Annotated in this window: 11 protein-coding genes; 2 read left to right on the forward strand and 9 right to left on the reverse strand. The window is 54.9% G+C overall.

Annotated features, from left to right (window positions below; all coding sequences use genetic code 11):
- Positions 1-223: 223 nt before the first annotated feature.
- The 3 genes from ybaK to copA form a co-directional block, all read right to left on the reverse strand.
- Positions 224-703: a Cys-tRNA(Pro)/Cys-tRNA(Cys) deacylase YbaK gene (gene ybaK / locus DD586_RS05345; RefSeq protein ID WP_012883795.1), complete on the reverse strand. Its 480-nt coding sequence runs from the start codon at positions 701-703 to the stop codon at positions 224-226.
- A 17-nt stretch (positions 704-720) separates the two neighbouring features.
- Entirely contained in the window at positions 721-1,533 is an 813-nt protein-coding gene (locus tag DD586_RS05350; protein WP_012883796.1) for a TraB/GumN family protein, read from the reverse strand.
- A 227-nt stretch (positions 1,534-1,760) separates the two neighbouring features.
- Entirely contained in the window at positions 1,761-4,589 is a 2,829-nt protein-coding gene (gene copA / locus DD586_RS05355) for a copper-exporting P-type ATPase CopA (protein ID WP_012883797.1), read from the reverse strand.
- 123 nt (positions 4,590-4,712) lie between these two features.
- Here copA and cueR point away from each other — a divergent pair, with 123 nt between their 5' ends.
- Positions 4,713-5,144 carry a Cu(I)-responsive transcriptional regulator gene (cueR, locus tag DD586_RS05360; protein WP_012883798.1) on the forward strand — a complete coding sequence of 144 codons (432 nt, stop codon included), beginning with the start codon at positions 4,713-4,715 and terminating at the stop codon, positions 5,142-5,144.
- 16 nt (positions 5,145-5,160) lie between these two features.
- Here cueR and DD586_RS05365 read toward each other — a convergent pair whose 3' ends face one another.
- The 6 genes from DD586_RS05365 to ubiG all read right to left on the reverse strand — a co-directional run bounded on the left by DD586_RS05365 (position 5,161) and on the right by ubiG (position 11,805).
- Positions 5,161-5,610 (reverse strand): NfeD family protein, encoded by a 450-nt coding sequence (locus DD586_RS05365; RefSeq protein ID WP_012883799.1) that lies wholly within the window; start codon positions 5,608-5,610, stop codon positions 5,161-5,163.
- Between the two features lie 2 nt (positions 5,611-5,612).
- A complete protein-coding gene (locus tag DD586_RS05370; protein ID WP_012883800.1) occupies positions 5,613-6,527 on the reverse strand; it encodes an SPFH domain-containing protein in 915 nt (304 codons plus the stop codon).
- A gap of 133 nt (positions 6,528-6,660) precedes the next feature.
- Positions 6,661-6,921, reverse strand: coding sequence for a class I ribonucleotide reductase maintenance protein YfaE (gene yfaE, locus DD586_RS05375; RefSeq protein ID WP_012883801.1), 261 nt, complete (start codon positions 6,919-6,921; stop codon positions 6,661-6,663).
- Between the two features lie 5 nt (positions 6,922-6,926).
- Entirely contained in the window at positions 6,927-8,057 is a 1,131-nt protein-coding gene (gene nrdB / locus DD586_RS05380) for a class Ia ribonucleoside-diphosphate reductase subunit beta (RefSeq protein WP_012883802.1), read from the reverse strand.
- A 161-nt stretch (positions 8,058-8,218) separates the two neighbouring features.
- Positions 8,219-10,507: a class 1a ribonucleoside-diphosphate reductase subunit alpha gene (gene nrdA / locus DD586_RS05385; RefSeq protein WP_012883803.1), complete on the reverse strand. Its 2,289-nt coding sequence runs from the start codon at positions 10,505-10,507 to the stop codon at positions 8,219-8,221.
- Between the two features lie 539 nt (positions 10,508-11,046).
- The gene (gene ubiG / locus DD586_RS05390; protein WP_012883804.1) at positions 11,047-11,805 is read right to left on the reverse strand and encodes a bifunctional 2-polyprenyl-6-hydroxyphenol methylase/3-demethylubiquinol 3-O-methyltransferase UbiG; all 759 of its coding nucleotides are present in this window, start codon (positions 11,803-11,805) and stop codon (positions 11,047-11,049) included.
- Positions 11,806-12,060: 255 nt separating this feature from the next.
- Between ubiG and gyrA the strand changes: the two genes are divergently transcribed.
- On the forward strand, positions 12,061-14,694 hold the full coding sequence (gyrA, locus tag DD586_RS05395) for a DNA topoisomerase (ATP-hydrolyzing) subunit A (RefSeq protein ID WP_012883805.1): 2,634 nt from the start codon (positions 12,061-12,063) through the stop codon (positions 14,692-14,694).

Below are 14,694 nucleotides of genomic sequence, written 5' to 3' on the forward strand. Positions count from 1 at the left end.
CCGTGTCATGGCGCATCCCAATCACTTGTTTTACAAACCAAATCGTGATCACCACCGTCGTTTTTGAAAGAAACTGATGTTATATTGGTACTAAATGAAACGTTGTTTTAATTATGGATTGTCACTCATCAACTCATGACCGTTATGAAGCGGTGGCAGAGGGCGACACTGGCCGTGGAACCCTCTGCCGCCGTCTTCTTCCTGATGATTAATATCGCTATGGTCAGTCGTGCTTGGCTATGTCGGCAAACTGCGCCTTCAGTACATTGGCCAGATCAGTCGCGGCCAGTTCGAGGTCTAATCCTCGTTTGCCACCTGAGACAAAAATGGTACCGAATTGCTGAGCACCCTCGTCGATTACCGTCGGTAACAGTTTTTTCTGCCCTAACGGGCTGATACCCCCGACCAGATAACCCGTCACCCGCTGGGCTAGCTGTGGGTCTGCCATGTCGGCCTTTTTGGCCGCCAGCGCTTTGGCCACTTTTTTCAGATCCAACTGACTGGCGACTGGAGTCACCGCGACAGCCAGCTGTTTGGCATCGCCGTTGAGCGATACCAGCAGGGTTTTGTAAACCTGCTGTTTATCCAGCCCGAGTTTGCGGGCGGCTTCTTCACCAAAATTGGTTTCATCAGCATCATGATGGTAGCTATGAAGCGTAAAGGTGATTTTTTGCTTCTCAAGCAGTTTGACTGCGGGTGTCATAATGTACTGTCCTTGCTTCAAAAGGTGGCCGTATGGGCCTGTAACAAGTCGGGTAGGTTATTTTCACCGTACAAATGCAGGGCGCCGACAGACACAACATAATTTCCCTGCGGCAGCGCGGCCAGTTGCTGTTGCCAGCGCTGATTGCGGTGATTCATCAGCATTTCCGTTATTTCGTTGCTGAATGTGGACGGTACATTGTCCGCCCAGGTTGGTTTGTGATTGAGCCACCAACTGACCATCGTTTGCAACAGGCGTGCGTTGGTATGCCAGTGGATAAGGGTGTCTTCCAGCAATGGCAATCCACCCTGTGGTAATTGCAGCAACAAGTCGACCTGCTGCTGTTGGCCTTCCAGCTCGATGATGTTCACCCCCCTGTCGCGAGCGGCGTTAATCAACTGGTAATCAATGCCATAATCCGGTCGCAGGCCTAACATCATCGCCTGACGTGCCTGTAGCATCAGTGCGGCCTGCCAGGCGGGAACCCTGTCAATACTGTCGTAGCTGAACGACAGTTCCCGGCATATCTGTTGCAGACGCGCGAGCGTGGCGGCGTCCAGACGTTCTGCCAACGGGGGCTCTGCGCCAATCGGGTCAAACGGTGAGTCACTGCCAGAGATATCCGCTTCCACGATGAGTGCGGTGGCCTGTTCAAGGCGGCCCAATAATTCGGCAGGTAAGGGGAACATATCCACCGTACCCATGTGAATACTGCCCACCAGATGGAACTGGCGTTGGTTAACGATCTCGACATCCAGCGCCGGGTAACGGTAACCCGCAGGCGCGAGAAGACCGAGAAACGTCGCAATCTGGCGTATCAGCCGTTTCATATCGACATCTCCGGTTGTGGCGGTTTCGGGCGTCATCTTGCGAACAGACATCATGCCTTCGCAACGAAGACCGCTCGTGCCGTCAGGTCCTCTATGCTAAACGGTTCGCCCGGCAAGTTGTATCGCTAATTCGGCATGTCCACTACGGGCGTGGTAAGAAAAAAGGGTGTGAAAGCGGTGCGATGCAGCATATCGATAGCACATCGCACCGAGAGATGTACCCCGATTTAGCCATGTCCGGTTGGCGCGTCCGGGGGGGTAAAGCGCAGCAGCCGGTTGGCGTTGCTCACCACGGTAATCGACGAGAGCGCCATCGCTGCACCAGCGACGACCGGGTTTAGCAGGGTACCTGTTAAGGGGTAGAGCACACCGGCGGCAATGGGAATACCAAGCGTGTTGTAGATAAACGCACCCAGCAGGTTCTGCTTCATGTTGCCCAGTGTCGCCCGGGAAAGCGCCAGCGCATCGGCAACACCGTGCAGACTATGGCGCATCAGCGTCATGGCCGCAGTTTCTACGGCGATATCGCTGCCACTGCCCATGGCGATTCCGACGTCGGCCTGTGCCAATGCTGGTGCATCGTTGATACCATCACCAATCATCGCGACCCGTTTCCCCTGCGACTGCAACTGACGAATGGCGTCGGCTTTACCGTCCGGCAGTACCCCGGCGATGACCTGGTCAATACCGGCTTCACGGGCAATGGTCTGGGCTGTCGCCGCATTATCGCCCGTGAGCATCACCAGCTGATAGCCCTGCCGATGTAACCGTTGCAGCGCACTCACGCTGTCCTGACGCAGGGTGTCCTGCACGGAAAATAGCGCCGCTATATGACCGTTTGCCACCAGTAACACCGGGGTCATGCCATCTGCCGATTGTTTTTCGAGCCAGTAGCGCGGTGAGTTTTCACCGTCATCCAGTGTGACCTGATGCTGTTTCAGCAACGCCGGGTTGCCGAGCAGCAGTGAAGTGTCGCCTACCTGGCCGCTGACGCCTAACCCCGGCAGGGTACGAAATTGCGTCACGGTACTGAGCGGGATGTCATCAGCGCGCTGAACTATCGCCTGCGCTAGTGGGTGATGAGCGCTTTGCTCCAGCGAGGCAGCCCAGCTCAGTGCCTGTGATTCGCTGATACCACCGAATGTATGCAGGGCCACCACATGTGGCTTGCCTTCTGTCAGTGTGCCGGTTTTATCGAACACCAGTACATCAAGCTGGCTGGCCTGCTGTAGCGCTTGCGCATTTCTCACCAGTACACCCAACTCAGCGGCTCGCCCGACGCCGGAGATTATCGACATCGGCGTTGCCAGCCCCAATGCGCAAGGGCAGGCGATAATAAGAACAGTCGTCACGATAACCAGCGTGTACACGAGGTGGGGTGCCGGGCCGACAACATACCAGATAGCACCGCTCACCAAGGCTATCGCCACTACAACTGGTACAAAGACGGCGGAAATCCGGTCAGCCAACTGGCCGATGGCGGGTTTACTGCTCTGTGCCTGACGTACCAGATGAATGATACGGGCCAGCGTGGTCTGGTTGCCGATAGCACCGGCGCGCAAGGTCGCACTACCATCCTGCACCTGGGTTCCCGCGTGTACTTTATCACCCGCCGATTTCTGCTGCGGGAGCGCTTCACCGGTGAGCATGGCTTCGTCAACCCACAACTCGCCTTGCTCTAGCTGACCATCTACCGGAATACGGTCGCCGGTAGTCAGGCGCAGTGTCATACCGGTTTGCACCTGCGAAAGCGGAATAACATGGTCACCTTGTTCTGTAACCAAACGGGCGGTGGGCGGCGTCAAATCCAGTAATCGCTCCAGCGCCTGCGATGAGCGTTGACGGGCCCGTTGCTCCAGCGCATGGCCAAGATTGATCAAACCGATGATCATGGCACTGGCTTCGTAGTAAAGGTGACGTGCCTCCATCGGGAAGGCAGTCGGCCACAGGTTGACGGTAATGGAGTAAAGCCAGGCTGCACCGGTACCGAGTGCCACCAGGGTATCCATGGTCGCACCGCCATTCATCAGGCTACGCCAGGCATTGCGATAGAAATGTCCGCCAGCGGCGATCATGACCGCCAGCGTCAACACCCCAACCAGCAACCACCCGGTACGATTGTGGTCGGTGAGCATCATGTTATCGCCGATCATGCCCCAAACCATCAGTGGAATACCGAGTGTCAGGCCGAGAGCAGCCTGCCAGCGAAAACGCCGCACCGCCTGACGCGATGTGTGCTCTTGCCGGGCGCGCCGTTCGGCTTCATCAAGGATGATTTCCGCACCGTAACCTGCGTTTTGTACTGCTTCAATCAGCGTCTGATGCGGCACGCTGCCACTGACCAGTGCGCTGCGTTCGGCCAGATTAACGTGTGCTTGTGTCACGCCGGGAACCCGTTGCAGCGCTGACTGCACCCGGCTAACGCAACTGGCACAGCTCATGCCGCTTAATAACAACTGGACCGTGTCGTCATCACTCGCAGCGAGATTGTCGGCTGGCGTGACGCCAGCCGTTACCGCGTTGGCCGTGCTCATGTCGACACCGGTACGTGTATTGACAGCATCGGTGTTTGCCGGAACAGAGGTAAAAGCCGCTGACAGCCTGTCCGGCGTGAAGGCGTGGGGTGTTGTCAGCGGCTCAGATTTTGGGTGATGGCTCTCCGCTGCCAGCGTGGCATGAAAACCGGCCTGCTCAACGGCGGCTACCAGCGTTTGCGGGTCGGCATCACCATAAACTGCCGCCTGTTGCAGGGTAATGTCTGCTGCGGCGACACCCGGTACCGCTTCCAGCGCTTTGCGGGTTGATGCCACGCAATGCTGGCAATTGAGGCCGGAGAGCTGCAGGGTGACATTCGGGATGGCTGGGCTGGCTTCATAACCGGCTTCTTCGATGGCGGTTATCAGTGTTTGGGTATCTGCATCGCCGGTAACGTTGGCGTGTTTTAGTGATACATCAACCTGTTCCACATCCGGCCGGGACTCCAGGGCTTTTTTTACCCTGCCGACGCAGTGTTCACAGGATAATCCCTGTAATGAAAGACGTATGGTTTGCGACATAATAATATTCCTCGGTGATCACAGCAGGCTGTCAAAGGCATTGACCGTCGTCGTGATTTTGATTAGTTCTAAGCACTACCTGAAGCGTAAACCTTCCAGCAAGGGAAGGGTCAAGGGGGAATCATGAATATCAGTGATGTGGCGAAAAAAACCGGACTGACCAGCAAGACTATCCGTTTCTATGAAGAAAAGGGGCTGATGACGGCACCGCTACGATGCGAAAATGGTTACCGTAGTTATGATCTTCACCATATTGAAGAGCTAACGCTGTTGCGGCAGGCGCGTCAGGTGGGGTTCACGCTGGAGGAGTGTCGTGAGCTGGTCACCCTGTTCAATGACCCGATGCGGCACAGTGCCGATGTGAAAGCCCGCACATTACAGAAAGTGCAGGATATCGAACAGCAGATCGAAGAGCTCAAGTCGATGCGTCAGCGTTTACTGACGTTGGCAGAGTCCTGCCCCGGCGACAGTAGCGCCGAATGTCCGATCATTACCCAACTGGCTGGATGCTGCCATACTGGCGCAGGTGGGCAAGGTAAGCACCCACAGCCTTAGAGCCTATCCCATGATATTACGCGCGCGGTTTGACCTGTAGCGTAATGCCTTCCACGGCGGTGACTTCCACCACGGTGCCAGCAGGCAGGTCTTGCTCTGCCTGGATGCGCCAACTGCTGTCGCCAATGTTAACGCGACCAAAGCCGTTAACCAGCGGTTCGCTCAACGTGGTATGCAGGCCAATTAACTGCTGGCCACGTTGATTGAGCACTGGTGCTGGCTGTTTTTCAAGGCGACGGCGTAACCACTGCCACCACCATAACGCGGCAATCACTGTGAGTACGGCAAAGGCGATGCCTTGCCAGGCCCAGTCCAGCGGCAATAGCCAGGCAAGAATGCCGGTGAGCAGCGCGGCGACACCGCTCCACAACAGATAACCGCCAGCACCCAGCATTTCAGCCGCCAGCAGCAACCCGCCGAGCGATAACCAGAACCAGTGGGCGTTTTCCAACACCTGCGCCATCATGACTATTTTCTCCGGTCTGCCTGACTCTCTTTGATAAGTTCACTGATGCCGCCAATGGTGCCCATCAGGTTGCTGGCGTCTAATGGCATCATGATCACTTTGCTGTTGTTGGCAGACCCGATGGTTTGCAGTGCGGCGGTGTATTTCTGCGCCACGAAGTAATTGATTGCCTGGATGTTGCCTGCGGCAATAGCTTCAGACACCATTTGGGTGGCGCGGGCTTCCGCCTCAGCCGCACGTTCGCGAGCTTCGGCTTCGAGGAAGGCGGATTGACGCTCCCCCTCGGCTTTGAGAATTTGCGCCTGTTTTTCCCCTTCGGCTTTCAGAATCACCGCCTGCCGTACCCCTTCCGCCTCCAGAATATCGGCGCGTTTGGTTCGTTCCGCTTTCATCTGGGCATTCATCGAGGCAATCAACTCGGCTGGCGGGCGTACGTCACGAATTTCGATACGGGTGACTTTGATACCCCAGGGATTGGTCGCTTCGTCGACGATATGCAACAACCGGGTATTGATACTGTCGCGCTGCGACAGCATTTCATCGAGTTCCATCGAACCGAGCACAGTACGAATGTTGGTCATGGTCAGGTTGATGATGGCCAGTTCCAGATTGCTGACTTCATACGCGGCGCGGGAAGCGTCCACCACTTGAATAAAGCAGACGGCGTCGATGGTGACGTTGGCGTTATCCTTGGAGATGATTTCCTGAGACGGAATGTCCAGCACCTGCTCCATCATATTAATTTTGCGGCCGATTCTGTCCATAAACGGCACCATCAGATTCAGGCCGGGCATCAGTGTGCGGGTGTAGCGGCCAAAGCGTTCCACTGTCCACTGATAGCCTTGCGGTACGATTTTGATACCAGACCAGACGATCACCAGCGCAACGACGATCAGAACCGGGATAAAGGTCAGCATGTGCTCTGTTCTCCGTGGGTTTCTCCTGTGGAAAGTGTAACGCAGGATAGCCTAACTGGCGTAGTAAAGTTACGGGTGAACAAGGGATTATGCGAGCCTGCCTGTAAAGCAGGCTGCAAGAGCAAAATACCGATTACATATCCAGTTCGATGTCATCTAATGGCATACAACAGCAGGGCAGAATTTCGTCCCGTTGCAGGCAGGCGAGCGGTGTTTCCCGGTAGGCAACTTTGCCTTTGGTGAGGCGTAGTCGGCAGGAGCCGCAATAACCAGAACGACACTGATACTCGACCGGAACACGCTGGGATTCAAGCGCTTCCAACAAGGTGGTGTGTTCGTCAGAGCAAAGCAACTGCGCCCCTGACAGGCGCAGTGTAATGGTGGGAGCCGTCATCGTGATTACAGTTGGAAGTCGCTAAGGTCGTCAGTGTTGATTTCTGAGTCAATCTGGCCGACTAAATAGGAGCTGACTTCCACTTCCTGTGGTGCCACCTGCACGTTATCCGACACCAGCCAGGCATTGATCCACGGAATGGGGTTGGTGCGGGTTTCAAACGGCAACGGTAGACCCACTGCCTGCATGCGGATGTTGGTAATGTATTCAACATACTGGCACAGGATGTCTTTATTCAGACCGATCATCGAGCCGTCGCGGAACAGGTATTCCGCCCACTCTTTTTCCTGTTGTGCCGCCAGCACGAACAGGTCGTAGCATTGCTGCTGACACTCTTCTGCGATCTGGGCCATTTCCGGGTCGTCCTGGCCTGCGCGCATCAGGTTGAGCATGTGCTGGGTGCCAGTGAGGTGCAATGCTTCATCGCGGGCGATCAGCTTGATGATTTTGGCGTTACCTTCCATCAGTTCACGCTCGGCGAAGGCGAAAGAGCAGGCGAAGCTAACGTAGAAACGAATGGCTTCCAGCGCGTTAACGCTCATCAGGCACAGGTAGAGTTTTTTCTTCAACTCGTAGAGGTTGACGGTCACGGTCTTGCTGTTGATCTGATGGGTACCTTCCCCCAGCAGATGGTAGTAGCTGGTCAGTTCAATCAGCTCGTCATAAAAACCGGAGATGTCTTTTGCCCGCTTGAGGATTTCCTCATTGGTGACGATGTCATCGAACACAATCGACGGATCGTTGACGATATTACGAATAATGTGGGTATAGGAACGGGAGTGGATCGTTTCCGAGAACGCCCAGGTTTCCACCCAGGTTTCCAGTTCCGGGATGGAAATGAGCGGCAGCAAGGCGACGTTAGGACTGCGGCCCTGAATGGAATCCAGCAAGGTCTGGTATTTCAGGTTGCTGATAAAAATGTGTTTCTCGTGTTCTGGTAACGCCTGATAGTCGATACGGTCGCGGGAAACGTCTACCTCTTCCGGGCGCCAGAAGAAGGAAAGCTGTTTTTCGATCAGCTTTTCGAAAATTTCATACTTCTGCTGATCGTAGCGCGCCACATTAACCGGCTGACCGAAAAACATCGGCTCCAGCAACTGATCGTTTTTATTCTGTGAAAAAGTGGTATAAGCCATGGTCTCTCCAAACAAGCCAACAGCGCGGCCCGAGGGCGGCGCTGTTAAACCTCTGTAACCCGAGCGGGCGATGTCGCCGCTACCCTGTCAGGCTAACCGCGACGAGATGAGGAAGTCGTCATTGCAGGGGAACCGCCAGTGCGGCTCCCCCAGCGCCGTGCTTAGATTTTACACGCGCCGCTTTCGCAGCCGTCGTCCTGCGGTGCAGAGTCCAACAGGTCATCCTGCGCATCTTCGGCACCGTCGCGGGTGTTTTGATAGTAGAGGGTCTTCAACCCGAATTTGTACGCCGTGAGCAGATCTTTGAGCAACTGCGTCATCGGCACTTTGCCTGACGGGAAACGCGCCGGGTCGTAGTTGGTGTTGGCTGAAATCGCCTGATCGACGAATTTCTGCATCAGACCAACCAATTGTAGGTAACCATCGTTAGACGGCATATCCCACAGCAACTCATAGGCGTTTTTCAGCGTTTCGTACTCTGGCACCACCTGACGCAGAATACCGTCTTTGGATGCTTTGACGCTGATGTGGCCGCGCGGAGGCTCTATGCCGTTGGTGGCATTGGAGATCTGCGATGACGTTTCCGACGGCATTAGCGCTGACAGCGTAGAGTTACGCAGACCATAGGTCTGGATATCCTTACGCAGCGTTTCCCAGTCATAGTGCAGCGGTTCACTGCAAATATTGTCCAGATCACGCTTGTAGCTGTCGATTGGCAAAATGCCCTGCGAATAGGTGGTTTCGTTGAACCACGGGCAGGCACCTTGTTCGCGAGCCAACTGATTCGAGGCTTTCAGCAGATAGTACTGGATGGCTTCGAAGGTCTGATGCGTCAGGTTATTGGCGCTACCGTCGGAGTAACGCACGCCGTGTTTCGCCAGATAGTAGGCGAAGTTGATAACACCAATACCCAGCGTACGACGGCCCATCGCGCCGCGTTTCGCAGCCGGAATCGGGTAGTCCTGATAATCGAGCAGGGCATCCAGCGCGCGCACGGCTAATATCGCCAGCTCTTCCAGTTCATGTAGCGAACTGATAGCGCCCAGGTTAAAGGCCGACAGGGTGCACAGCGCGATTTCGCCGTTTTCATCGTTGACGTCTTCCAGCGGTTTGGTCGGCAACGCGATTTCCAGACACAGGTTAGACTGGCGTACCGGCGCAATCAGTGGATCAAACGGGCTGTGGGTGTTGCAGTGGTCGACGTTCTGAATGTAAATACGACCCGTGGAGGCACGCTCCTGCATCATCAGCGAGAACAGTTCAGCGGCTTTGAGCTGTTTTTTGCGAATGCTGTCGTCCCGCTCGTATTTCACGTACAGGCGTTCAAATTCATCCTGATTGTTGAAGAAGGCATCGTACAGTCCCGGTACGTCAGACGGGCTAAACAGCGTGATGTCTTCGCCTTTCACCAGACGCTGGTACATCAGCTTGTTGAGCTGTACGCCGTAGTCAAGGTGACGCACGCGGTTGCCTTCCACGCCTCGGTTGTTTTTCAACACCAGCAGGCTTTCCACTTCCAGATGCCACAGCGGGTAGAACAGTGTGGCCGCGCCGCCACGCACCCCGCCCTGAGAGCAGGATTTCACCGCGGTCTGGAAGTGTTTGTAGAATGGGATACAGCCGGTGTGGAAGGCTTCGCCACCACGGATCGGGCTGCCCAGTGCACGAATACGGCCCGCGTTGATGCCGATGCCGGCGCGCTGAGACACGTATTTTACGATAGCACTGGACGTCGCATTGATGGAATCCAGGCTGTCGCCGCATTCGATCAACACGCAAGAACTAAACTGGCGGGTTGGCGTACGCACGCCAGACATAATCGGCGTCGGCAGCGAGATTTTGAACGTCGATACGGCGTCATAGAAACGCTTGACGTAGTCCAGCCGGGTTTCACGCGGGTAGCTGGAAAATAGACAAGCGGCGACCAGAATGTACAGGAACTGGGCGCTTTCGTAGATGTCACCGGTCACGCGGTTTTGGACCAGATATTTCCCTTCCAGCTGTTTGACGGCTGCATAGGAGAAATTCATGTCTCGCCAGTGATCGATGAAAGCGTCCATGTGAGCGAATTCTTCTTCCGTGTAATCTTCCAGCAAATGGCGATCGTACTTACCCATCTCGACCATTTTCACCACGTGATCATACAACTTCGGTGGTTCGAACTGACCGTAGGCTTTTTTGCGAAGATGAAAGATAGCCAGACGCGCAGCCAGATACTGGTAGTCGGGGCTTTCACGAGAGATCAGGTCAGCCGCAGCCTTGATGATCGTCTCGTGGATATCGGCAGTTTTGATGCCGTCGTAGAATTGGATGTGGGAACGCAGTTCTACCTGAGAAACAGAGACATTGTGTAACCCTTCTGCTGCCCAGGTGATTACCCGGTGGATTTTGTCCAGATTGATGCGTTCTTTACTGCCATCGCGTTTGGTAACAAGCAGACTCTGGTTCATGTGGCGTAGCACCTGTTTTTTGACACGAGTTTTGTTTTTATCGGCCCCCCCGCTGCTTCATTTACAAAAAACGCAAACAAAAAAATAGTGTTTTCTGTCAGAAGCAAACACTATATATAGGGGGTGGGCCAACTTTTGATAACAAGATAATGTGAAAAGTGACGTATTGCAAGTGAGCAAAACGGGGCTCTCTTGTGGATAACATAGGGAATAAATGTTACAAGCGCGCTAAATCCCAGCCACTGTGCGGCTTCCTTATTTTGTCAACCGCAGGGGATAAAAAATAAAAAAATTGATCAACCGCCGGTTTCTTGTCCTGTTGCCGTGCTCACGCTATGGCTAAAACCGTGTTTCAGACAAGTTGTTAGGAATAATCTGAGTTTGATGTGTTGCCCAATTGTTGATAAGGCGCAGTTTATGCCGGGAAACTTATTCTCCATTGATAAAAAAGCCGGTGGGGTGACCACCGGCTTGCGCCTTTAACGGCCACGCGATTAAAGACATACATAACGAAAGGTACGCCCAACCGCTTTGTTTGGTCAGCTTACTTGTTCGGTATGAATCATATAATTGACGTCGACGTTCGCGCCGAGCCGGAAGCGGTCTAGCAACGGGTTATAGTGCAACCCAGTCATGTGACGCTCCCGTAGCGGCGTCTGGTCTACCCAGGTCAGTAGTTCCGCCGGGCGGATGAATTTTTTGATGTCGTGTGTGCCGCGCGGCACCATATTAGTCAGGTATTCGGCCCCGACAATCAGCATCAGCCAGGCTTTGGCGTTGCGGTTGATGGTAGAGAAAAAGACGTGACCACCGGGTTTCACCAGTCTGGCGCAGGCCAGGACTACGGAGCGTGGGTCCGGCACGTGTTCCAGCATCTCCATACAGGTGACGACGTCATAAGCACCGGCATGGGCGTCGGCATGGGCCTCCACCGTTTCTTGCACGTAACTGACGTCAATGCCGCTTTCCAGCGCGTGCAGTCGGGCGACCTGCAAGGGTTCAGCCCCCATATCCAGTCCGGTAACACGGGCACCTTCTCGTGCCATGCTTTCGGCCAGAATACCGCCGCCGCAGCCTACATCCAGTACCTGTTTGCCGAAGATGCCGTCGGCACGTTCGATGATGTAATCCAGGCGCAGCGGGTTAATACGGTGCAGCGGTTTAAATTCTCCTTCCAGATCCCACCAGCGTGAGGCGACAGCCTCAAATTTGGCGATTTCATCAAGGTCGACATTCAGTGTTGCGGCCGAGGATTTCAGAACATCGGCTTCTGCGGGGTTCGTGGTGTCTGTATTCATGGTGCGTGATCACCTTTCATCAATAATTGACTGGGGCCGAGTATAGCGAGCGAAAGGCGCTGGGTGTAGTCGCTCGCACTGGCTTGATAACTTGCGGCGTCTTGTGATGACGGTAGCACTGCCGCAATGAAATGCGCCGCATCCGGTAAAGAAGCACCCGCAAACCGGCGCGAAGTTTCCCCTGAAACCCCGGTTTATGATATCATTTTCCACCTTTTAAAATCGGGTAGATGTGAATAGAGGGATAGCGGCTCCATGAGCGACCTAGCCAGAGAAATAACACCGGTCAACATCGAGGAAGAGCTGAAAAGTTCATATCTGGATTACGCCATGTCCGTCATCGTCGGGCGTGCGTTACCGGACGTTCGCGATGGTCTAAAGCCGGTACACCGCCGCGTGCTGTACGCGATGAGTGTGCTGGGTAACGACTGGAACAAGCCTTATAAGAAATCGGCCCGTGTGGTCGGGGACGTTATCGGTAAATATCACCCACACGGTGATAGCGCGGTTTACGACACGATTGTGCGTATGGCCCAGCCGTTCTCGTTACGCTACATGCTGGTAGACGGGCAGGGCAACTTCGGTTCCATCGACGGCGACTCCGCCGCAGCGATGCGTTATACCGAAGTACGCATGTCGAAGATTGCCCACGAACTGCTTTCCGATCTGGACAAAGAAACCGTGGATTTTGTGCCTAACTATGACGGCACAGAACAGATCCCGGACGTGATGCCCACCCGTATCCCCAACTTGCTGGTCAACGGTTCTTCCGGGATTGCAGTGGGGATGGCGACCAACATTCCACCCCATAACCTGTCTGAAGTAATTAACGGCTGCCTGGCCTATATCGATGATGAGAACATTAGCGTTGAAGGGCTGATGGCTCACATTCCGGGGCCGGATTTCCCGACTGCCGCTATCATCAACGGCAAACGCGGTATTGAAGAAGCCTACCGTACTGGCCGCGGCAAGGTGTATATCCGCGCGCGCGCCGAAGTGGAAGCGGATGCCAAGACCGGTCGTGAAACCATCATCGTGCATGAAATCCCTTATCAGGTGAACAAAGCACGGTTGATTGAAAAGATAGCCGAACTGGTAAAAGACAAGCGCATCGACGGTATCAGCGCGTTGCGTGATGAGTCCGACAAGGACGGCATGCGCATCGTTATTGAGATCAAACGTGATGCCGTGGGCGAGGTGGTGCTTAACCATCTGTATTCCCAGACCCAGATGCAGGTGTCCTTCGGCATCAATATGGTGGCGTTGCATCAGGGTCAGCCGAAGCTGATGACCCTGAAGGACATTCTGGCGGCGTTTGTTCGTCACCGCCGTGAAGTGGTGACGCGTCGTACCATTTTCGAGCTGCGCAAAGCACGCGAACGCGCCCATATCCTGGAAGGTCTGGCGATTGCGCTGGTTAATATCGACCCCATCATCGAACTGATTCGTCATGCCTCGACCCCGGCCGATGCAAAAACCGCGCTGGTGGCACAGGCGTGGGAACTGGGCAGCGTGGCCGCGATGCTGGAACGTGCGGGTGATGACGCCGCGCGTCCGGAATGGCTGGAGCCGGAATTCGGTATCCATGACGGCAAATATCGCCTGACCGAACAGCAGGCGCAGGCGATTCTGGACCTGCGTTTGCAGAAACTGACCGGTCTGGAACATGAAAAACTGCTGGATGAATACAAAGAACTACTGACGCAGATAGCCGAGTTGCTGTTCATCCTGCGTAGCCCTGAGCGCCTGATGGAGGTGATCCGTGAGGAGTTGGAGGCTATTCGTGAGCAGTATAACGATGCGCGCCGCACCGAGATCACCCACAATAGCGCTGACATCAACATTGAAGACCTGATCTCCCAAGAGAACGTGGTGGTGACCCTGTCGCATCAGGGTTATGTGAAGTATCAGCCGTTGACCGATTATGAAGCCCAGCGTCGTGGTGGTAAGGGTAAATCTGCCGCTCGTATCAAAGAAGAGGACTTTATTGACCGTCTGCTGGTGGCCAATACTCACGATACCATCCTGTGTTTCTCCAGCCGTGGTCGCCTCTATTGGTTGAAGGTCTATCAGTTGCCGGAAGCCAGCCGCGGTGCACGTGGTCGTCCGATTATTAACCTGTTGCCGTTGGAACAGGATGAACGCATTACCGCCATTCTGCCGGTACGTGAGTACGAAGAAGGGATGAATGTGTTCATGGCGACGGCCAGCGGTACGGTCAAGAAGACCGCGCTGACTGAGTTCAGCCGTCCGCGTAGCGCCGGTATTATCGCGGTCAATCTGAATGACGGCGATGAACTGATTGGCGTCGATCTGACCGACGGCAGCAACGAAGTGATGTTGTTCTCCGCCGAAGGCAAGGTGGTACGTTTCTCTGAGTCCGCGGTGCGCACGATGGGACGTACGGCTACTGGGGTACGTGGCATCAATCTGCAGGATGACGATCGCGTCGTGTCGCTGATTGTTCCGCGCGGTGATGGCGATATTCTGACCGTGACGCAAAACGGCTTCGGTAAGCGTACAGCCGTGACCGAGTACCCGGTGAAATCGCGTGCCACTAAGGGCGTTATTTCCATCAAGGTCAGCGAGCGCAACGGTAAAGTGGTTGGTGCGGTGCAGGTTGATACCGCCGATCAGATCATGATGATCACCGATGCCGGTACGCTGGTGCGTACCCGCGTATCCGAGGTCAGCATTGTTGGCCGTAATACGCAGGGGGTCACCTTGATCCGTACCGCTGAGGAAGAGCGTGTAGTTGGTCTGCAGCGTGTGGCTGAGCCGGTGGAAGACGATGAACTCGATAGCGTGGTGCCGGTTGACGGTGAACTGCCGCAAGAGGATATCGACGAACCGGAAAGTGATGATGATGCACCCGCAGACGATGAGTAA

The sequence above is a fragment of the Dickeya parazeae Ech586 genome, assembly GCF_000025065.1.
Taxonomy (GTDB): Bacteria; Pseudomonadota; Gammaproteobacteria; order Enterobacterales; family Enterobacteriaceae; genus Dickeya; species Dickeya zeae.